Origin of the sequence: Ahrensia marina (assembly GCF_001293565.1) — a bacterium.
Classification (GTDB): Bacteria; Pseudomonadota; Alphaproteobacteria; order Rhizobiales; family Rhizobiaceae; genus Ahrensia; species Ahrensia marina.
Window position 1 is genome coordinate 1 of record NZ_JXMU01000012.1, and the last position, 19,833, is coordinate 19,833.

A 19,833-nucleotide genomic window follows, 5' to 3' on the forward strand; every position below is an offset into this window, starting at 1 on the left:
CCATACCGTCCATCATGCCGTTTTCCATCATCTGCTATTCCTCGTTTTGTTGTGTCGACTACCCTACGAGGCAAGATAGTTGTTTTAGCATCCTCGTTGACAGCTTAGGGGACGATACAAGTCACGTTTCTTTCAAGTCCGCGCGGGCATCGCGAATAATTGACCATGAGGAATGAAGAAAGAGGCCAGCAATTCCGAAGGCGACAATTAGGTCAGGCCAAGCGCTGCCCATGAGATAGACAAGGACAGCCGCCACCACGACAGCAGCGTTTCCGATGGCATCGTTTCGCGAGAACAGCCAGACCGCCCTCATGTTCGCATCGCCTTTGCGAAATTTGAGAAGGGGAAGGACGGCCAGAACATTCACTATCAATGCAATGAAACCGAACAGCCCCATCAGGTTCGCGTCTGGCGTCGTTTGGGCGAACACCCGCCAAATCGTTGTTCCAAGGACGCCGAGTCCAAGAACGCCGAGGAAAATCCCCTGTATCATTGCAGAACGCGCCCGCCAGACGAGACTCCAGCCTATCGCGAGTAAGCCCAAAAAGGTGATGAGGCCGTCGCCGAGAAAGTCTAGCGCATCAGCTTTCACCGCCTGCGAACCTGCCAAAAATCCGCCGACCATTTCGACAATTCCGTAGCCGACGTTGAGCAAGACCACTATCCAAAGAGCGCGGCGATAGGCAGGGTCTTGATGCGCCGCACTTTGCGTGCCGTCGTCATTCGCGTCCATCCGCTCAAAACCATAGCCCGTTGTCGCGGCTGCTTTTTCGATTTCAGCCAGCTGGGATTCGGGGATGTTCAGCGTCATGATGTGGGTTGCCGCTGATACCTTTACGGCATCAGGTGCTATGCCAGCGGACTGCACGGCTCGCTCAATTTGTGCCGCATCTTTCGCGCAATCCATACCAGATACGCGGTAGCGGATGGGTGATTTGGATGAATCCGATGTTCTATTCTTGCACGTCTCCAAAATCTTCTCCCAGAGTTAGAAATTTCACTGATGTTGGCTTGCTAAAGAGCCGTCCCAACAATCACTTACCATGACTTTAGCATTTAGGGGGGCAGTCGCATAATTGAATATATGGAATTTCTGTTGTTTTGCAACATGAACGACATGGTCACTTCGTCGGCTTTGCCGTCATTCGGCTGCCGTTCTTTGCGCAGCATATTCCTTGCGCTTTTTGAGTGATAGGCTTACTGACGGCAAACACCTTAAAGACGGGATCACCGACATGCGCCTGGGCGGACGAATTCAAGCTGCAGTTGAAGTTTTACAAGATATGGAGAGCCGCAACCGGCCTGTATCGGTAGCGCTTAAAGACTGGGGCAATAATCACCGGTTTGCCGGTTCCGGCGACCGCAATGCCATCGGCAACCTTGTTTATGATGCACTGCGCAAGCGCGCTTCGACCGCATATATGTTTGGCGGCGATGACGCCGAAGCATTGATTTTTGGCACGTTGCTGCGTCAATGGGGCATGAGCCTTGCTCAAATTCAGGAAGCGCTGGCAGATGATAAATTCGCGCCGGAAATTCCCGTTGCGCGTATTGAAGCGGCATCGCAAAAAGATCTGGCTTTCATGCCCTCCGAAATTGAGGCGGATGTGCCCGCATGGGTGAGTGATCATCTGGAGGAAGCCTTCGGAGACGAGTGGGTCGAAGAGGCCAAAGCATTGGCGGAGCGTCCACCGCTCGATATGCGCGTGAACACGCTGAAAGCTGATCGCGAAAAAGTCCTCAAGCAGCTTTCAAAGCAAGGCGCAAAACCGTCTAAAATTGCACGTCACGGGATGCGCATTCCAGCCAAAGGCGGCGCAAGCCGGATGCCGAATGTGACGGCGGAACCTGCCTTTCAGAAAGGTTGGTTTGAAATTCAGGACGAGGGAAGCCAGATCGTTGCCGATCTTGTTTTTGCGCAAGGCGGTGAACAGATTTTTGATTATTGCGCCGGCGCTGGCGGCAAAACCTTGGCTTTGGCTGCAACCATGGAAAATACGGGGCAGGTACATGCCTATGATGCCGATAAGCAGCGTCTCGCGCCAATTTTTGACCGTTTGAAACGCGCCGGAACGCGCAATGTTCAGGTTCATGCCGCCGATGAGGATTTGGATCATTTGCACGGCAGTTTTGACCGTGTTGTTGTCGATGCGCCCTGTACCGGTTCAGGCACGTGGCGGCGGCATCCCGATGCAAAATGGAAGCTGACCGAAGAACAATTGGAAGCCAGAGTGCAGGAGCAGGCGGCCATTCTTGATACGGCGCGCAAGTTCGTTAAACCCGGCGGTTATCTCTGTTACATTACCTGTTCGATTTTTCAGGATGAAAATGAAGGTCAGGTCTACGCATTTGGTGACCGCCATGAGGATTTCGATTTATTGGGCGCAGGCGAAGTCTGGGAAGAATTGTTCGGCACGAACGCGCCCAAACCCTGGACCACAGACTTTAACTGCGTAACGCTGACACCACGGACAACAGGCACGGACGGTTTCTTTTTTGCCGTGCTCCAGCGTTTGAAATGATGATGAATGTGAAAGACACTGTCATTTTAAAGTTACATAAAAGCCATAGGCCTTCGGTTAAATGCAAACACCAAAGGGAACATGAAATGCGTAGATTAATCACTTCGATCCTGACCGCCACGACTGTTTTGTTAAGCGCGGGTTTGGCTCATGCCGTTGATGGAAAGCTCACACTTTATACAAGTCAGCCCAACAATGATGCGCAAAAAACAATTGATGCCTTCAAGGCAAAATATCCCGATGTGGATATATCTTTCGTGCGTGACGGTACGACCAAGATCATGGCCAAGCTGCGCGCTGAATTACAAGCCGGCGCAACACCGGCGGACGTGTTGTTGATTGCCGACAGTGTCACAATGGAAAGCCTTGCGGCTGATGATTTGTTGATGGCGCATGAGGCAGCCGATGTTTCTGCCTATGCGGACGGCATTCACGATGCAGAGAAAAAATGGTTCGCCACAAAGCTGATTACGACAGGCATTATTTATAACACAGCCGCAACGATGAAGCCGGAATCATGGACAGATTTGCTTGATGAGGCCGCAAAAGGCCAAATCGCAATGCCTTCGCCGCTGACATCCGGCGCAGCGCTTATTCACACGGCCACACTCATCAATAATTTGGATGAGGGCTGGACTTATTATGAAAATCTTGCCGCGAACGGTGCGCAGGCATCCGGCGGCAATGGCGGTGTTCTGAAAGCTGTTGCAGGCGGCGAAAAGCTTTACGGCATGGTTGTCGATTTCCTGCCAATCCGCGAAAAAGCAAAAGGCGCGCCGGTTGATTTCGTATTCCCGAAAGAAGGCGTTTCAGCTATTTCCGAACCGGTGGCGATTTTGTCAAACACGCAAAACGCTGAAGCTGCAAAAGCATTCATCGACTTCCTGATTTCCAAGGAAGGACAGGAATTGGCCGCGTCACAAGGTTATATGCCGGCCCATCCGGATGTCGCTGCGCCTGAAGGTTTTCCTGCGCTCAATGATATCAAGATCATGTCATTTGATGCAGCCGCAGCGCTCAAATCCGCCGAAAGCGATAAAGCTAAATTTGCGGAAATTTTCGGCCAATAGGCATTGTTTGAGATGATCTCGGCATGATGATGAAAACAATATCCCGTCGGCGGCTGAACAATGTTGTCACCGCCGACGACTGGGCATTGCAGGAGGGCGACGCGCTGGCGGCAACGGCCCTCTTTGTCGTTCTGATTATCTGCGGTGTGCCAATTTTGCAGTTGGTTCTGGCGGCTATTGGTTCATTTTCGGATGGTGTCGAAACGACATTTAAAACCCTGTTTTCCGCTCAAATACGCACCGCAACTTTCAACACGATTTCAGTAGCGATTGCATCAACTGTGATTGCTGGATTGATCGGCATATCTCTGGCTTTGATTTTGATGACTGTGCAACTGCGCGCACGTCGTCTTATGGCATTCATATTCATACTATCTTTGATGATTTCGCCGCAGATTTCTGCTCTGGCATTTAAAACCCTGGCCGGCCCCGCATCGCCCTTGCTGAAAGCTATCGGACTTGCACCGCCGCCGGGCACCGCGAATCCAATGCTTGGGTTTGGCGGGATCGTGCTTGTGATGGGGCTGCAACATGCACCGCTTGTGGCCATCACATTGGCTGCAGGTCTATCGCGTGTCCCGCACGCCATTATTGAAGCGGCTTTGCTCGACGGTGCAAAACCACTAAAAATTTTCTCAAAAATCCTACTTCCCTTAGTGCGCCCGCATTTGGCATCGGCACTGTTGCTTGCCTTCGTTGCCGGTGTTGGAAATTTCGGCATTCCCGCATTATTGGGGCTTCCTGTCGGTTATCTGACACTTCCGACATTGATTTTTCAAAAACTGGCGAGTTTCGGCACCAACACGATTGCCGAGGCCGCTTTGGTGTCAATGATGATTGGCGTAATTGCCGGCATAGGCGTTGTCATCTCTGCAAAACTATTATCGCGCAATACTGTGCGCCTGCAGGGAGGCGATCAGCTCGCCGCGTTTATTGATGCCGGGCGATGGCGCATCTGGATTGAATACGCCATTTGGGCGTTCTTTGTGCTGACGATATTTATTCCGATGATGTCTTTATTGGCGACCTCAATTGTACCCGCCTACGGCATGTTGTTGCGCTTTGATACGCTGACCCTTGATCAATATGTCGAAGTTTTGTGGCGTCAGGATACTACGCGCCGAGCGTTTTCAAACTCCATGGTCTATGCCTCCTCGGCAGCAGTCATACTCTCATTATTCTGTATGCTGTTGGCCTATGGCTTGGATCGCCGTTTGACGCGGATTAGATCAACAGTTCTGGCAATTGTAGAAATGCCCTATGCGCTTCCCGGCGTTGTCGTCGGAATTGCCTGCATATTACTGTTTGTGCGCCCTCTACCGATTATCGGCGTGTCAATTTACGCAACAAAATGGATTATTTTGTTTGCCTATTGTGCGAGCTTCATGGCGATTGCGCTTAAACCTATTTTTGCCGCCATAACTTCATTGGACCGCGACATAGAGGAAGCTGCGCTTTTGGATGGCGCAGGTCTTCGAAAACGGCTTTACTCCATCATTATGCCGTTGATCCTTCCGTCCTTGCTGGCTGGCGCTCTGATGGTGTTCTTGCTTGCGTTCAACGAGTTAACCGTGTCTGCGCTGCTCTGGTCTGCCGGAACAGAAACAATCGGTGTTGTACTGTTAAATCTCGAAGATGCAGGCTTGCCAACGCAGGCCGCTGCCACCGCTGTCATATCAACAATTGTCGTCGCAATTTTAATGTTGGTGTTGGAGTTGGCAGGCGATATGTTTCCGGAAAACACGCTGCCTTGGCGCCAATTAAGCGCTTCGGGCAAAAGCGACTAGGTTCATCCGGAGTATGACGCAAACAATGAAAACTAAATATATCTCGCTCGCCGCTTTTCTCATTCTTTGTGTCGGCGGCGGTTCGTTCATAGGAACACAGAACCTGCCCGGCGACTGGTATGACGGTTTGACAAAACCGTTTTTCAATCCCCCGGCATGGCTGTTCGGTCCGGTCTGGACTGTTCTTTACGCAATGATTGCTGTTGCCGGTTGGCGCACATGGATGCGTGATGCCAATGGTTTGTTGATGAAAATCTGGTTCGCGCAGCTTGCCTTGAATTTCACGTGGTCGCCGGTGTTCTTCACATATCACTGGATGTTATTTGCCGCGCTCATCATCATTTTGATGATCGCTTTGACGGTTTATTTTATCACCAGGATTTGGAACAAGGACCGCCTGGCCAGCTGGTTGATGGTTCCATATCTGGGCTGGATAAGCTTCGCCTTTCTTTTGAATATATCCTTGTGGTGGCTCAATTTTGCCTAAAAAAGTCGGTTCAAAGTCTGTCCTTTATGTCATGGCGGCTGATCCCGAATATGGTGATCATCTAAAAGAGCGCATCACACCATTAATGTGCGGCATCGGTCCTGTCGAAAGCGCCGTTTCTGTCACCAGAGCGCTTTGCCAGATGAAACCGGATATTCTGGTATCGCTGGGTTCAGGCGGTTCACGCACATTGGAGCAGGGTGCAGTTTATCAGGCTTCATCGGTAAGCTATCGCGATATGGATGCCTCGCCGTTAGGCTTTGAAAAAGGGCAGACGCCGCTCACCGATCTTCCTATAGAAGTTACCATGCCCATCCATATTGAAGGCATTAAATCAGCGCGGTTATCAACGGGCGCCAATATTGTCTCCGGTGATGCCTACGATGAAATTGATGCTGATATGGTCGATATGGAAACCTTCGCAATCATGCGCGCTTGTATGGCATTCGATATACCAATGATCGGTCTTCGGGGTATTTCTGATGGGAACGAGACGCTTTCAAAATTGAGTGACTGGACACAATATCTGCATGTCGTCGATCAAAATCTGGCGCACGCTGTCGATTTACTCGAAAATCAGCTCGGAAGTTAGAGAAGCCCGCAATTCATCACTAACTGGACATTTTTCCCAAAAGAGCGCAATTTTTCCCTTAGGATTTATGAGGGGAGAGTACGATGGACGATTTTTCAAATGTAAATTGGCTCGCTGTTATAGTCGGCGCTGTTCTAGCCTTTGTTGCAGGCTGGCTTTGGTATAGCCCGATCTTGTTTGGCGCAAAATGGGCGGAAGGTTCGCGCGTGGAAATGGGCACTGCCGACGAAATGCCGAAAATGGCAATGCTATTGCAGGCACTGGCACTTTTACTTATTTCAACATTCATCGGCATGACCGCAGCGGCCGGCGCTTTAACAACAGCCATTGTTGCGATTTTAGGTATTGCGGCCTTTAATATGTCGGCTGGCGCATTTATCAAAAAAAGCAATTATGCCTTATTGGTTGATGGTGGTTATGCCATTTTAATCGGTATCGTCATGATTGTTGTGCAAGGCATCTTATAAAACGAGCTAAACGAAGCACCGCCAGCGTTTCCTATTTGATACAAATTGGGGAAAAATCACTTGGCTGTTTGTGCTAAGTGATTTCTCTTTCGGTAAACGATTGAATCTTTGTCGGACTCGCCGTAAAGGCTTTTCATGACAGATATCACCTCCCATACCGATAATATTCTCATCATTGACTTTGGCAGTCAGGTTACGCAGCTCATTGCGCGCCGCGTGCGTGAAGCCGGTGTATATTGTGAGATTGTTCCTTTTCAGCTTGCCGACGAAGCTTATGAGCGTCTGAAGCCAAAAGCAGTTATCCTTTCAGGTAGTCCGGCCTCCGTGCATGATGACAATGCACCGCTGGCACCTCAAAAAGTTTTTGAGGCCGATATACCCGTTTTGGGCATTTGTTACGGCCAGCAGGTGACCGCGCATCAGTTGGGCGGCAAGGTGGAAGGCGGACATCACCGCGAGTTTGGCCGCGCGCGCATTACCATTCATAAAGAAAGCCCTTTGTTCGAGGGCGTGTGGGAAGTTGGTAAAGATTATCCGGTTTGGATGAGCCATGGCGACCGCGTGACTGAATTGCCGGAAGGGTTTGAGGTTATTGCCACATCTCCCAATGCGCCTTTGGCAATCGCTGTCAATGAAAAGCGCCGCTATTATACAACGCAGTTTCATCCAGAGGTGGTGCATACGCCGGACGGTGCCAAGCTGTTGTCGAACTTCGTTCACAAAATTGCCGGGCTAAAATCCGACTGGTCGATGGCAGCCTACCGTGAACAGGCGATACAGGCCATTCGCGATCAGGTGGGGCCGGAAGGGCGCGTCATTTGCGCCTTGTCAGGCGGGGTCGACTCATCGGTGGCCGCACTGCTTATCAATGAGGCGATCGGTGACCGTCTGTCCTGTATTCTTGTTGACCATGGCCTGATGCGCATGGGCGAAGCGCAACAGGTCGTCGAGATGTTCACCGAGCATTACAATCTTGACCTGAAATGCATCGACGCATCCGACGAATTTATTGCGGCTCTGGAAGGCGAAAGCGATCCAGAGATCAAGCGCAAAACAATTGGCCGAATGTTTATTGAAGTGTTTGAGCGCGAAGCAAAAGCATTGGCAGAGCAGGGCAAGGATGCGCAGTTTTTGGCGCAAGGCACGCTTTACCCCGATGTGATCGAAAGCGTCAGCTTTACCGGCGGCCCAAGTGTTACCATCAAGTCGCATCACAATGTGGGCGGACTGCCGGAACGCATGAACATGCAACTGGTGGAGCCGCTGCGCGAGCTTTTCAAAGATGAAGTGCGCTTGCTTGGAAAAGAGCTTGGTTTGCCTGACAGCTTTATCGGCCGTCACCCGTTTCCGGGGCCGGGCCTCGCAATCCGTTGTCCGGGCGGCATCAGCCGCGAAAAGCTGGAAATTCTGCGTCAGGCCGATGCGATCTATCTCGATGAAATTCGTAAAGCCGGTCTTTATGATGAGATTTGGCAGGCTTTCGCTGTGCTTTTACCGGTTCAGACCGTTGGTGTGATGGGCGACGGGCGCACATATGAATTTGTATGTGCGCTGCGTGCTGTCACATCCGTAGACGGTATGACCGCCGATTTCTATCATTATGATATGAATTTCCTTGGCAATGCGGCAACCCGCATCATCAATGAAGTGCGCGGCATCAATCGCGTTGTTTATGATGTGACGTCAAAACCGCCGGGCACAATCGAGTGGGAATAGCAGCGTATCGTGACGCTGCCGGCATGTGAATAAGCAAGGATGATGACGGCTTTATCTTGTGTACAAGCCGTCATTATTCATTTTAACGGGGCCGTTATGTAGCGCGGCATCACGACCTGATTTGCCAAGCTTTTCCTCCAAAGCCTCATTCAGCTCTTTTGCCGCATCACTTGAAGGGTCCATCATTGCTTCGATGACACTATCCATAGAAATGCCGAGCTCATCCAAGCCGAGATCTTCTTCAATCTTTTGAAGTGCGAGCAGACCACCCGGCTTATCTTTTAAGTCGTCCACGCCTCTGCGAATAGCGCGGGCATAATTGGCAATCGTTTCGAAATCATCCTGTTTGAGACCGAATTTTTCGCCCAATCGTTCAAAAATGCGGGTTTTCATCTGGGCTGCATCCACATGATGAACACTGAACAAATCTTCTGTGAGGCTGGCTCTTGCTTGCGCGCTGTGACCGGATTTTTTCATCGCCGAGATGAAGTTTTCATCCAGCTTTTGTGTTTGTGTTCGAACTGCCTGCTCAAACACGCTGTGTAAAATAACCGAAGCTACGTTTTGGGAATCCAATGAAATTTGCATATGACACCTGAAAGCCGGGAACTTTCTGTCATCGAAAGCCGGGCTACTAAGTGCGCTGCCGCTTCATGCTGTTGCAGCGTGGTCATATTTATATTCCAGAATATGTTTAACGCTTTATAAACAGCTGGTTGCCGTGAAGTTAAAGGCTGCCAACCGCGTCGCCGACTTTGATATCGCCGCCGGTTAAAACTTCAGCATATACGCCCATATCGCGGTGGCCGAAATGTTCTTCAATAAGGGCAGGCACATCCAGATCGCGCTCTGCAGTTTGAAGGTTCACTTGTGTCGCGGGACAACGCCTTGTCCTTTGCAAGATACGTAATTTTACGCCGTTGACCTCTACTTCGCGGTCCAGCGCTTCAAGTTCGCTGAACGCCTCCCAGCCATCAATGAGCAAATTACCACGGAAACGATGCGGGTCGACGTCACGCCCTATCGCTTCCGATAGCGCTCGAACGGACGCCAGATTGATGATCGATATTGCGTGCATATATTGCGGCGAAGTCATGCAGACATCGGTAAACCGCAAATCGCCACCGTCAATGAAATTGGGTGTTTTGTCCGCTTCCAGCCCGACGACTGTCGATAGAAAATGCGCGGCCTCTGCCATGCCTTCGTCTGTCGCGCAATCAAAGACGAGATTTTCGCCGCCGTCCTGAATGAAGAGTTGTTTAGTCGTTGTATCCAGCCGAGTGTTCAGCCGTGCAAGTGCAGCATCACGCGCAAGCACGAGAAATCTGCTCTTGGGCATTGGCCGCGGATTGGCAGGGTCCATGCCGCTATCGTAGCGTGCAAAGGCAAAGGCACGGTCAAGCGGGAAGCCACGGCTTTCCTCCAGTTTGACTGTCTCCAGCTGCTGTCCGGAAAGTCCTTTGACCGGATAGGTGATCAGTTCTTTGACAACAGCGTTCATCAGGCAACCTTCTTAAATTCTTCGGCGATTATTTCAGCAATCAATGCGCAATCATCTTTGGTAAAAATCAGCGGAATACGCATATCAAATACGCGATTTAATATTGTGATCGTTTTATCGAGCTTCTGTTCCGGCGCATAGCGCCAGCTGTCAAAACGGCTGGTAAAGCCAACAGGATTTTTGTCACCGAACCATTTTAGTTCAACACCGCGCGACAGGCACGCTGCAACAAATGCGCGGCATCTTTCATCGCCCCATTCGGGTGTAAGAAACTGTATTGAGGACGCCACATAGCGCTCCTCATTAGGTCTGTGCGGCATGGTTATGCCTTCAACCTTCGATAAATAGTCTTCCATCAGGCGATACCGCGTGTTCCACCGCTCGATGTTTTCTTCAAGCTGTTTTAGCTGCGGACGCAAAATTGCAGCGCGAAGATTATCCATGCGCGATGAACAATTGGGCATTTCAAAACGCGCTTCAGCAAAAGCATCCATATCCGGGCGCGCACCGTGTTTCTCATAAAGCATATAAGAGCCGGACAGAATAACAGCCCGCGCCATGAGTTCATCGTCATCGGTTGTTAAAAGCCCGCCTTCACCGGAATTCAGATGTTTGTAGGTTTGTGTGGAAAAGCAGGCGGCAATTCCGAAATTTCCGCTTTTTTTGCCGCGCCATTCTGCACCCATTGTGTGCGCGCAATCTTCAATGATTTTGGCGTCATATTTATCGGTAAGTGCAACCAGTTCGTCCATGGGCGCGAGGTGGCCACGCATATGCGACAGCATCAGAAACTTGGCACCGGTATCCGCGAGTTTTTCGTCCAGATCGTTCAGGTCAATGGTCAGATTTTCATTGGTTTCAACAAATATCGGAACACCGCCCGCAGCAGCAATTGCGCCGGGTACAGGGGCAAGCGTAAAGGCATTGGTGAGAACCTTTTCGCCATGCTTGAGGCCGCATGCACGCAGCGCTATCTGCATGGCAGCTCCGCCCGAAGATGTCGCTAGACAATATTTTGAGCCCTGATAGGCGGCATATTCGGCTTCCCATAAAGCGGTTTCCGCTGTTTCAGACTTTGCGGTATTGTAGCGGTGAAGACGTCCGGATTCTAAAACAGATACTGCGGCTCTAATGGCATCTTCCGGAATGGCTTCTTGCTGCGTGAAGGGCTTTGAGAACTTTTTCATTCAAACAAAATCCATAGACCGTGCACCAGCAAACCGGCGAACAAGACCGTCATAGCGAGAAGCGCAAGTCCAAAGCCGATCATTCTGGATTTGAAAGGTGCGCTCTCCTGAATGAAGTGGTGTGCATGAATGGCCCGGCCAATGGTAAAGACAAGCCCTAAGATGTGAATTGCGATCAGTGGCATGCCGATCAGTGCGCCAACCGTCAGGCCGATCAGAAATATGGGCATGTTCTCGGCGGCATTGGCATGACCCCGCATAATGCGTTCCAGATGTCTGTTGCCGCCGCTTCCAATCGCAATTTTGTGTTTCCGGCGCAAAGTACCAGTTGCGTTGGCAATCCAAAGCAAAATGAGAAAATTAAGCGCCGCATAAATGCCGACTGCGCCAAGGTTTGCTTGAATGACTTCCATTTGATGCTTGCCTTTGCGGGTTTATTCTTGCCAAACACAAGAGAGTGAGGAGAGTTTATAATTTTTTCCTGTTCATTTATGAACTATGCCATAAAAACTACAATGTGGTTCGAAACACCATTTGATTATAATCATAATAATTGAGAGTATTTTATTCCGTGTTCAAATCATTTTTTCCGTCTCCCAAGCTGTTCTTCTTATCCTTTGTGATATGGTGCGCGGTATCTGTTGCTGCTTGGTATGGGGGCGGGGCTGAACTGGGAATTGCTCTCTTTGGCGCGAGCGATCCGGAAGCCGGACCTACTATCGGCCTCGGTCATTTTGTGACACCTGAGTTTCTTTGGTTCTATATCTATTTCGCGCTGGTTGCAGGCCTGTTCGTACTGTTTTGGCATTTTAAGGAGAACCACCCGTGGGAGCTTTGGTCGGTTGCCGGCTCTGCCGTGATTTTGTTTGTCACTTACTTTAATGTGCAGGTTTCGGTCGCAATCAACAATTGGCGCAGACCTTTCTTTGATGCGGTCCAAAACGCATTGAGTGAAAATTCGACAACCACGGCGGCCGATTTATTCTCCTATATCTGGATATTCGCGCAACTTGCCTTTCTATTCATCGCTGTGATCGTCGTGTTCAGATATTTCGTCAGCCATTGGATTTTCCGCTGGCGGACAGCGATGAATAATTACTATCTTGAACGCTGGAAACAGGTTCGCCATATCGAGGGTGCCTCGCAGCGTGTTCAGGAAGATACAATGCGCTTTGCCTCGATCATGGAAGGGCTTGGTGTGTCCGCCGTTGACGCGGTCATGACACTAATTGCGTTTCTGCCTATTTTGTGGGGCCTGTCGCAATATGTGCCGGAAATTCCATTTTTTGGTGCCGTGCCGCAAGCGCTTGTATGGGCTGCAATTTTCTGGTCGCTTTTCGGTACTATATTGCTCGCCGTTGCAGGTATCCGTTTGCCGGGGCTGGAATTTAAAAACCAGCGCGTTGAAGCCGCGTTCCGAAAAGAACTGGTCTATGGCGAGGATGATTACGACCGCGCTCAACTGCCGACGATGTATGATTTGTTCAATGATGTGCGCCGCAATTATTTCAGGCTTTATCTCGAATATATGTACTTTAACGTCTTCCGTTTTGCCTACCTGCAGGCCGATGGCATTTTTGCGATGCTCTTGTTGATTCCAAGTATCATTGCCGGTGCTGCGATTGGCTTTACCTTTGGCGTCTTGCAGCAGATATTGACCGCCTTTGGCCAGGTTTCCAACTCGTTCCAATATCTGGTGAATTCCTGGCCGACTGTGGTTGATTTACTGTCGATTCATAAGCGCTTGAAAACATTTGAAGCTGCAATTGATAATGAAGATCTGCCGGACATCGACAAGGAATGGCTGGAGAATAATGGCGAAGTGGACAACGCCGTCTAACGCCTAAGATTTTACTCAATGAACCGCCCGATCAAAAAATATATGATTGGGCGGTTGTTTTGACATTCAAAAGAGCGTGTTTGCGCGCTTTATTCGCAACCAAAGGTAAAACCCCCTTACATTTCGACACATTTATCGTTAAACGCAGGCGATATTATTCAAAGGTGTACTGATGTCTGACGACAGTTTTATTCGTGAAGTTGAGGAAGAGCTACGCTCCGACCGCCTCAAATCATTTTGGAGCCGCTTTGGCGCATTCATTATTGGCGCTGCTGTTTTGCTGGTTGTCGCAACGGCTGCAACGCGGTTTTATGACTATTACACATCAAGTCAGGCAAATGCGTCAGGCGATCGCTTTCTGATTGCGCTCAACCTTGCCAATGACGGAAAATCCGACGAGGCGCTTGCAGCGCTTCAAGAGCTGGAAAAAGACGGATTTGGACAATATCCGGTTCTTGCCCGTATGCGTGCGGCGACTGTATTGGCCAATGAGGGTAAAATTGATGAAGCCGTGAGCATGTTCGACGCTGTCGCAGCCGACAGTTCGGTGCCGGTTGCCATTCGCGATATTGCAAAACTGCGTGCAGGTTACGCACTGGTAGACACTGCCGATTATGCGGAAGTTGCAAAACGCGTTGAAGTGCTGTCCTCAACGGAAAGCACATTGCGTCATGCCGCGCGGGAAGTTATGGGGCTTTCAGCTTGGCGGACAGAAAAATTCGCAGACGCGCAATCTCTTTTCAGCGACATCGTAAATGATGAACAAGCACCAGCCGGTGTAACGCAGCGCGCGCGTATTATGCTTGAACTCATCACGGCCAGCGGCAAGGTATCACAAGGATGAGCTTTGCCGTTGCCATTGTCGGGCGTCCCAATGTCGGCAAATCAACCTTATTTAATCGACTTGTCGGCCACAAGATCGCCATTGTCGATGACCAGCCGGGTGTAACGCGTGACCGGCGTCGCCATGATGCGCGTCTGTTCGATTTGGAATTTGAGGTCATCGATACGGCGGGCCTGGAAGAAGGCGCGGCGGAAACACTTTCCGGCCGGATGCGGACACAAACGCTGACCGCCGTTGAAGAAGCCGATATGGTTTTGTTTTTGGTGGATGCCAAATGGGGGCTTACTGCTGACGATAAAACCTTCGCCGATATCTTGCGCCGTGCGGACAAACCTGTCGTTCTTGTGGCCAATAAATCTGAATCCAAGGATTCTGATGCGGGCTATTATGAAGCGTTTCGCCTCGGCTTAGGCGAGCCTGTACCTATTTCTGCCGAGCATGGCGAAGGCATGACCGATCTGCGGCAGGCGATTGTCGAGGCTGTTGGTGAAGACGTTGCCTATGCCGAAGGCGGCAAAACCTTTGAAGCACGGGTTAATGTCACAGTTCATGATGACGAATTTGAAGATGACGACCATGAGCCGGAATATGATGATAGCAAGCCGATGCAGATTGCCATCGTTGGGCGTCCGAATGCGGGAAAGTCGACACTGATCAACCAGATGGTGCAGGAAGAACGGCTTCTGACGGGGCCGGAAGCCGGTATCACCCGTGATAGTATCTCTGTAGATTGGGAATGGCAGGGGCGCAAAATCCGTCTATTCGACACAGCAGGTATGCGCCGCAAAGCGCGCGTTCAGGAAAAGCTGGAAAAAATGTCGGTTGGTGACGGCCTGCGTGCGATCCGTTTTGCCGAAGTTGTTATCATCGTATTTGACGCAACCATTTCTTTTGAAAAGCAGGATCTGCAGATTGTAGATTTGATTGCACGTGAGGGCAGGGCACCTGTCATTGCTTTCAATAAATGGGATTTGATTGAAAACCGGCAGGAAGTGCTTGCTGACCTGAGAGAAAAAACTACACGGCTCCTGCCGCAGATACGCGGTATCCGTGCTGTGCCAATCTCCGGCCAAACCGGCGCTGGTCTCGATACTTTAATGAAAGAGGTCATTGCGACCCACAAAGTCTGGAACAAACGCATTTCCACGGCGAAACTGAACCGCTGGCTGGAAATGGTGACGGCGCATCACCCGCCGCCTGCGGTTCGTGGCCGTCGTCTCAAGCTCAAATATATGACGCAAGCAAAAACGCGGCCGCCCGGCTTTGTGATTTCCTGCACACGGCCCGATGCTGTGCCTGACAGCTATCAACGATATATGGTCAATGCTCTGCGCGAAGATTTTGACATGCCCGGCGTTCCAATCCGTATGATGCTGCGCGGCGGCGACAATCCTTTTGCGCATAAAGCAAAGCGCAAGAACTAAGCGCTCTCCCGATGTGCCTGTTTGGCACAGAGCGGGAGGGTGCGTTTCACAAATTTCGCCGGTTCGGGCGTTAATTAACAAATTCTCACCGCGTCATTAACCGGACATCAAGGTTAATGCTTCATTCTCCAATATAGTTAACAGCGTTTTGAGTTTCTGTTCTGGAGTATGAGTGTTGCGTAAATTGCGTTTGAATGCCGGCCGCGGGATTGCGGCACGGCTTGCCGCACCGGCGTTCTTTGCCACGGCCTTTTTTATTGCCAATCCAAGTTCAATTGCATTGCAGGATATGTCGAGCTTGATTTCAGGCGGCGAGGCTTCTGCAGATCGTTGGAAGGTGACAATGCTGCGCCCGTCCTCCGGTTCCATCCATCAGGGCGAGGTGCCGTTTGGTATTGATCCGACTGTTACGGGTTCTGTTGGGGTTCGCGCCAAAGGTGTTGGCGACATCACGCTAAACACGGCCAAAACAGTTTTGCCGGAAACGCCTGACGAAATGCGTATCAACACAAAGGGAAAATCAGGCCGCGTTGCAGCAATTATTCCAGCCGCACCGCCAAAAGATTTCTCTGCCGGATCAGTTTTTGAACGTCAAAGCAATCTTTTGCGCCCGACAGTCGAACGCTCAGTGAAAATGGCGTTCATCAAGCCCGAAATTAAGGGCAAAGAAATTCAAATCGCAAAAACATTCTTTAAGAAAAAACCGAAAGACGCATCGCCGGGCGTTCCAAAGATGCTTGCCAGTTTGGTCACGAACGACAATCCGGACATTCTTGCAACTGCTTACGCCCCGCCAAAGCCGGATTTCTCAGCGCAATCCCCATTTGACAGCTTGTTGAAAAGCGAGAATGAAAAACGCGGACGCTTTTTCCCGCCGATCGAGAAGAATGATCACGCTTGGGCCCGCCAGCCTTTGCCTGCTTATGCTTTTTCCAAGCGGGAGCAAAAATGTCTCGCAGAAGGTATTTACTTTGAAGCACGCGGAGAGCCGGTTTCTGGGCAGGCAGCCGTGGCGCAGGTTGTCCTGAACCGCGTGCGCAATCCGGCATATCCAAACACAATTTGCGGTGTCGTTTACCAGAATAAAAGCTGGCGCAATCGCTGCCAGTTCTCATTTGCATGCGACGGTATCCGTGACCGCATCAATTCGCCGCGTTCATGGAAAACTGCACAGGATGTTGCCATTGCTGTTTCTGCAGGCAAAATCTGGTTCAAAGAGGTTGGTTCATCCACACATTATCATGCGACTTACGTTAATCCGCGCTGGGCGCGTCATATGAAGCGAGTCGGCAAGATTGGCCTTCATATCTTCTACCGTACCTATGGCGGCGGCTGGAGTTAATCGGCCCGGAATCATTGAAACGGCGTTGACCTAATCTAAATTTCACCTGCGACCTTTTGCTAATAGCCTTATAAGTTATTGATTTAAATAGCTTATAAGGCTTTTTCTATTCGTCGCAAACTACCTTGACTAGCAGGGGGCACGAAACTATGTTGCCGCCAAATTCAAAAGGGCTTTCTAGCAACGAATGAACATCCAGCACACAGCAGCAAGCAATATGATATGCTGCGTGACAATGCGGTTTGTGAGGTGTGATGAGCGGTTCTGAGAATGATGGTCTGAACGAACGGCGCGCCAAGTTGGACGCAGCACTTGCCAAGAAGACTGGCGAGAAAAACGGTCAGGCCGGGAATGAAAAAGGACGTGACAGTGCCGGTTGGGGCGCAGCTGTTAAAATCTCGAGCGAATTTATCGGCGGGGTTTTGGTTGGTGCCGGAATCGGCTACTTGATCGACAAAATTGCGGGAACCAGCCCTTGGGGGTTGATTGTGTTCCTGCTTCTCGGCTTTGCCGCCGGGACTTTAAACGTAATGCGGGCTTCCGGTAAAGTTGCCGAACCCGAAAACCGGATGTCTGAAAAGGCAACCAACATAGATGAAAACGATGCCGACAGGCAGTAAATTTTAGGAAGACTGAAGTGGCAAACGATCCGATCCAGCAGTTTCAGATCAACAAGATCATTCCCCTGGAGAATGTTGCTGGTCTTGACCTCTCATTCACCAATTCATCTTTGTTTATGGTGGGCACTGTCGCTGTTGCTTCCGCATTTCTTTATTTTGCAACGGCCAGCCGCGGTCTGATCCCGTCACGCGGCCAATCAATTGCCGAATCGGCTTATGAATTTGTTGCCTCGATGTTGCGCGATGCTGCAGGGACCGAAGGCATGCGGTTCTTCCCGTTTGTGTTCTCCCTGTTTATGTTCGTGCTTGTCGCAAACCTATTGGGCATGTTCCCGTACTTCTTCACTGTCACCTCACACATTATCGTAACCTTCGCACTTGCGATGCTCGTGATCGGTACTGTCGTTGTCTACGGTGTGGCAAAACACGGCTTTAAATTCCTCGGGCTGTTTGTGCCGGAAGGCGTGCCAGGAATATTGATGCCGCTCGTCATTATGATTGAAGTCATTTCATTCCTGTCGCGTCCAATCTCACTTTCCGTGCGTTTGTTTGCGAACATGCTGGCCGGTCACATTACACTGAAAGTGTTCGCCGGCTTTATCGTTTCTATGTCCAGCCTTGGCGCACTTGGTATCGGCGGTTCACTATTGCCGTTGCTGATGGTTGTCGCACTGACTGGCCTGGAATTTCTCGTGGCATTCCTGCAAGCCTATGTGTTTGCGGTTCTAACATGCATGTATCTGAATGATGCATTGCATCCGTCACATTAATGAGGATAGCGGGGCGACCCGTTTAACTGAACTACTAATCTGCACACTACCATCCAAAGGAGCTTAAAATGGAAGCGGAAGCAGCAAAATACATCGGCGCAGGTATCGCATGTCTCGGCATGGCAGGCGCTGGTATCGGTCTTGGTACAATTTTCGGTAACTTTCTGTCAGGTGCATTGCGCAACCCGTCAGCAGCAGACGGTCAGTTCGGCCGCCTGATCTTTGGCTTCGCCGTTACTGAAGCTTTGGGCATCTTCTCATTGCTCATCGCACTTCTTCTTCTCTTCGCGGTTTAATTCTGCAAGAGACACCTTTGGATCGACTGTCGCTGCACTGTAGCGGCAGTCATCTTGACAAAGCGCGGTGACTTTCTTCGCCGAGATTGCGGGCATACGCCGTGCAATCATCTAATTTTAAGATTTGGGATCGATAGCAATGTTTATCACCGAGGCAATGGCAGCCGGAGCGGAAGCTGCAGGAGAGAACGGCGGAGGCGGTGCATTCCCGCCATTCGACTCATCCACTTTTGCATCGCAGCTTTTCTGGCTTGCGATCACATTCGGATTTTTCCTGTGGTTCATGTCCAAAGTCATTGTGCCACGCATAGGAAATATTCTTGAAACCCGTCAGGACCGCATTGCGCAGGATCTGGATAAGGCGCGGGAATTGCGTGATGAGGCTGATGCTTCTATCGCGGCTTACGAACAAGAGCTTGCTGAAGCAAAATCAAAAGCCAATGAAATTGGCCAAAAAGCACGTGACAAGGCCAATGCCGAAGCAAGTGCCGAGCGTGAAAAAGTTGAAGCTGATCTAAGTGAAAAACTTGCCGCTGCAGAAGCACGTATTGCCGAAATCCGCGAAAAAGCGATGTCTGAAGTTGGTGGTATAGCCGAAGAAACAGCATCAGAAATTTACACACAGCTTATTGGTGGTACTGTCACGAAAGCTGATCTTGCTAAAGCCGTAGCGGCTTCCGGTAAGTAAAGGAGACGGACATGGACGCAACATTCTGGGCACTCGTCGGTCTAATCATCTTTCTGGCCGTTTTGGCTTACTTCAAAGTTCCGGCGATGATCACAAAAGGTCTTGATGATCGTGCGGACAAAATTCGCAATGAGCTGGAAGAGGCGCGCAAGCTTCGTGAAGAAGCTGAAGGCGTACTTGCAGAATATAAGCGCAAGCGCATTGAAGCTGAAAAAGAAGCTGAAAATGTCGTTGCCGCCGCCAAGCGTGAAGCTGATGCAATTGCATCAGAGGCGCGCGCCAAGACGGAAGAATATGTCGAACGCCGCACCAAAATGGCCGAGCAAAAAATTGCGCAGGCCGAGGCAGACGCTATCAATGCTGTACGTTCAACAGCTGTCGATGTCGCTGTGGCCGCAACGGAAAAACTTCTATCTGAAAAGATGACTGCAAAGTCATCCGGCGATCTATTCAAACAGTCTATCGCACAGGTTAAATCGGGCCTGAACTAAAAGTCATTACAATCATTTTCGTAAACCGCGCTTGGTATTCTAAGCGCGGTTTTTTGTTGCCGGTAGGAAATCTCAAATGTTTAGAGCATGTCAGGAAAAGTGGCGACCGGTTTTCCGCCCGGACATGCGGCAAATCAAAGGGTTTGAGCGTGGATGCGATTCAGTGAAAAGCTGGCACGCTCTAAGGCG

The 19,833-nt window shown here is 50.4% G+C and carries 21 protein-coding genes; 16 read left to right on the top strand and 5 right to left on the bottom strand.

Annotated elements, in window-relative coordinates; genetic code table 11:
* Positions 1-121: 121 nt before the first annotated feature.
* Complete coding sequence (locus tag SU32_RS09285; RefSeq protein WP_245625516.1) at positions 122-811, bottom strand: cation efflux transmembrane domain-containing protein; 690 nt, start codon at positions 809-811, stop codon at positions 122-124.
* A 424-nt stretch (positions 812-1,235) separates the two neighbouring features.
* Between SU32_RS09285 and SU32_RS09290 the strand changes: the two genes are divergently transcribed.
* From SU32_RS09290 to guaA, 7 genes are all read left to right on the top strand, one after another.
* Positions 1,236-2,522 carry an RsmB/NOP family class I SAM-dependent RNA methyltransferase gene (locus SU32_RS09290; RefSeq protein ID WP_053999084.1) on the top strand — a complete coding sequence of 429 codons (1,287 nt, stop codon included), beginning with the start codon at positions 1,236-1,238 and terminating at the stop codon, positions 2,520-2,522.
* Between the two features lie 86 nt (positions 2,523-2,608).
* Positions 2,609-3,592 carry an ABC transporter substrate-binding protein gene (locus SU32_RS09295; protein ID WP_053999085.1) on the top strand — a complete coding sequence of 328 codons (984 nt, stop codon included), beginning with the start codon at positions 2,609-2,611 and terminating at the stop codon, positions 3,590-3,592.
* Positions 3,593-3,615: 23 nt separating this feature from the next.
* Complete coding sequence (locus SU32_RS09300) at positions 3,616-5,379, top strand: ABC transporter permease (protein WP_245625517.1); 1,764 nt, start codon at positions 3,616-3,618, stop codon at positions 5,377-5,379.
* A gap of 25 nt (positions 5,380-5,404) precedes the next feature.
* On the top strand, positions 5,405-5,866 hold the full coding sequence (locus tag SU32_RS09305) for a TspO/MBR family protein (protein ID WP_053999101.1): 462 nt from the start codon (positions 5,405-5,407) through the stop codon (positions 5,864-5,866).
* On the top strand, positions 5,859-6,458 hold the full coding sequence (locus SU32_RS09310; RefSeq protein WP_082376603.1) for a 5'-methylthioadenosine/S-adenosylhomocysteine nucleosidase: 600 nt from the start codon (positions 5,859-5,861) through the stop codon (positions 6,456-6,458). Before SU32_RS09305 ends, SU32_RS09310 begins: the two co-directional genes overlap by 8 nt.
* Before the next feature lie 83 nt (positions 6,459-6,541).
* Positions 6,542-6,925, top strand: a complete 384-nt coding sequence (locus SU32_RS09315) for a DUF1761 family protein (protein ID WP_053999086.1) — start codon at positions 6,542-6,544, stop codon at positions 6,923-6,925.
* Positions 6,926-7,060: 135 nt separating this feature from the next.
* The gene (gene guaA / locus SU32_RS09320; RefSeq protein WP_053999087.1) at positions 7,061-8,641 is read left to right on the top strand and encodes a glutamine-hydrolyzing GMP synthase; all 1,581 of its coding nucleotides are present in this window, start codon (positions 7,061-7,063) and stop codon (positions 8,639-8,641) included.
* Positions 8,642-8,692: 51 nt separating this feature from the next.
* Here guaA and SU32_RS09325 read toward each other — a convergent pair whose 3' ends face one another.
* The 4 genes from SU32_RS09325 to SU32_RS09340 form a co-directional block, all read right to left on the bottom strand.
* On the bottom strand, positions 8,693-9,229 hold the full coding sequence (locus tag SU32_RS09325) for a hypothetical protein (RefSeq protein WP_053999088.1): 537 nt from the start codon (positions 9,227-9,229) through the stop codon (positions 8,693-8,695).
* A gap of 139 nt (positions 9,230-9,368) precedes the next feature.
* A complete protein-coding gene (locus SU32_RS09330) occupies positions 9,369-10,142 on the bottom strand; it encodes an MOSC domain-containing protein (protein ID WP_053999089.1) in 774 nt (257 codons plus the stop codon).
* A complete protein-coding gene (locus SU32_RS09335) occupies positions 10,142-11,329 on the bottom strand; it encodes a DegT/DnrJ/EryC1/StrS family aminotransferase (protein ID WP_053999090.1) in 1,188 nt (395 codons plus the stop codon). Before SU32_RS09335 ends, SU32_RS09330 begins: the two co-directional genes overlap by 1 nt.
* Entirely contained in the window at positions 11,326-11,742 is a 417-nt protein-coding gene (locus tag SU32_RS09340; protein ID WP_053999091.1) for an MAPEG family protein, read from the bottom strand. The genes SU32_RS09335 and SU32_RS09340 overlap by 4 nt, the downstream gene beginning before the upstream one ends.
* 158 nt (positions 11,743-11,900) lie before the next feature.
* Between SU32_RS09340 and sbmA the strand changes: the two genes are divergently transcribed.
* The 9 genes from sbmA (at position 11,901) to SU32_RS09385 (ending at position 19,644) form a co-directional block, all read left to right on the top strand.
* Positions 11,901-13,169: a peptide antibiotic transporter SbmA gene (gene sbmA, locus SU32_RS09345; RefSeq protein ID WP_053999092.1), complete on the top strand. Its 1,269-nt coding sequence runs from the start codon at positions 11,901-11,903 to the stop codon at positions 13,167-13,169.
* Positions 13,170-13,341: 172 nt separating this feature from the next.
* On the top strand, positions 13,342-14,013 hold the full coding sequence (locus SU32_RS09350; protein WP_053999093.1) for a tetratricopeptide repeat protein: 672 nt from the start codon (positions 13,342-13,344) through the stop codon (positions 14,011-14,013).
* The gene (der, locus tag SU32_RS09355; RefSeq protein WP_053999094.1) at positions 14,010-15,437 is read left to right on the top strand and encodes a ribosome biogenesis GTPase Der; all 1,428 of its coding nucleotides are present in this window, start codon (positions 14,010-14,012) and stop codon (positions 15,435-15,437) included. Before SU32_RS09350 ends, der begins: the two co-directional genes overlap by 4 nt.
* Positions 15,438-15,609: 172 nt before the next feature.
* Complete coding sequence (locus SU32_RS09360; RefSeq protein ID WP_082376605.1) at positions 15,610-16,779, top strand: cell wall hydrolase; 1,170 nt, start codon at positions 15,610-15,612, stop codon at positions 16,777-16,779.
* Positions 16,780-17,033: 254 nt separating this feature from the next.
* The gene (locus SU32_RS09365; protein WP_053999095.1) at positions 17,034-17,399 is read left to right on the top strand and encodes an AtpZ/AtpI family protein; all 366 of its coding nucleotides are present in this window, start codon (positions 17,034-17,036) and stop codon (positions 17,397-17,399) included.
* A 17-nt stretch (positions 17,400-17,416) separates the two neighbouring features.
* Complete coding sequence (locus SU32_RS09370; RefSeq protein WP_053999096.1) at positions 17,417-18,169, top strand: F0F1 ATP synthase subunit A; 753 nt, start codon at positions 17,417-17,419, stop codon at positions 18,167-18,169.
* Positions 18,170-18,237: 68 nt separating this feature from the next.
* On the top strand, positions 18,238-18,465 hold the full coding sequence (locus SU32_RS09375) for a F0F1 ATP synthase subunit C (RefSeq protein ID WP_053999097.1): 228 nt from the start codon (positions 18,238-18,240) through the stop codon (positions 18,463-18,465).
* Positions 18,466-18,604: 139 nt separating this feature from the next.
* A complete protein-coding gene (locus tag SU32_RS09380; RefSeq protein ID WP_053999098.1) occupies positions 18,605-19,153 on the top strand; it encodes a F0F1 ATP synthase subunit B in 549 nt (182 codons plus the stop codon).
* Between the two features lie 11 nt (positions 19,154-19,164).
* Complete coding sequence (locus SU32_RS09385) at positions 19,165-19,644, top strand: F0F1 ATP synthase subunit B (RefSeq protein ID WP_053999099.1); 480 nt, start codon at positions 19,165-19,167, stop codon at positions 19,642-19,644.
* Positions 19,645-19,833 lie beyond the last annotated feature (189 nt).

Coding starts and splice junctions, on each gene's coding strand:
- guaA (WP_053999087.1), top strand. CDS start 7,061: ATGACAGATATCACCTCCCATACCGATAATATTCTCATCATTGACTTT.
- SU32_RS09315 (WP_053999086.1), top strand. CDS start 6,542: ATGGACGATTTTTCAAATGTAAATTGGCTCGCTGTTATAGTCGGCGCT.
- SU32_RS09385 (WP_053999099.1), top strand. CDS start 19,165: ATGGACGCAACATTCTGGGCACTCGTCGGTCTAATCATCTTTCTGGCC.
- SU32_RS09380 (WP_053999098.1), top strand. CDS start 18,605: ATGTTTATCACCGAGGCAATGGCAGCCGGAGCGGAAGCTGCAGGAGAG.
- SU32_RS09375 (WP_053999097.1), top strand. CDS start 18,238: ATGGAAGCGGAAGCAGCAAAATACATCGGCGCAGGTATCGCATGTCTC.
- SU32_RS09325 (WP_053999088.1), bottom strand. CDS start 9,229: ATGCAAATTTCATTGGATTCCCAAAACGTAGCTTCGGTTATTTTACAC.
- SU32_RS09305 (WP_053999101.1), top strand. CDS start 5,405: ATGAAAACTAAATATATCTCGCTCGCCGCTTTTCTCATTCTTTGTGTC.
- SU32_RS09330 (WP_053999089.1), bottom strand. CDS start 10,142: ATGAACGCTGTTGTCAAAGAACTGATCACCTATCCGGTCAAAGGACTT.
- SU32_RS09335 (WP_053999090.1), bottom strand. CDS start 11,329: ATGAAAAAGTTCTCAAAGCCCTTCACGCAGCAAGAAGCCATTCCGGAA.
- SU32_RS09300 (WP_245625517.1), top strand. CDS start 3,616: ATGATGATGAAAACAATATCCCGTCGGCGGCTGAACAATGTTGTCACC.
- der (WP_053999094.1), top strand. CDS start 14,010: ATGAGCTTTGCCGTTGCCATTGTCGGGCGTCCCAATGTCGGCAAATCA.
- SU32_RS09340 (WP_053999091.1), bottom strand. CDS start 11,742: ATGGAAGTCATTCAAGCAAACCTTGGCGCAGTCGGCATTTATGCGGCG.
- SU32_RS09365 (WP_053999095.1), top strand. CDS start 17,034: ATGAGCGGTTCTGAGAATGATGGTCTGAACGAACGGCGCGCCAAGTTG.
- SU32_RS09285 (WP_245625516.1), bottom strand. CDS start 811: ATGACGCTGAACATCCCCGAATCCCAGCTGGCTGAAATCGAAAAAGCA.
- SU32_RS09295 (WP_053999085.1), top strand. CDS start 2,609: ATGCGTAGATTAATCACTTCGATCCTGACCGCCACGACTGTTTTGTTA.
- SU32_RS09350 (WP_053999093.1), top strand. CDS start 13,342: ATGTCTGACGACAGTTTTATTCGTGAAGTTGAGGAAGAGCTACGCTCC.
- SU32_RS09290 (WP_053999084.1), top strand. CDS start 1,236: ATGCGCCTGGGCGGACGAATTCAAGCTGCAGTTGAAGTTTTACAAGAT.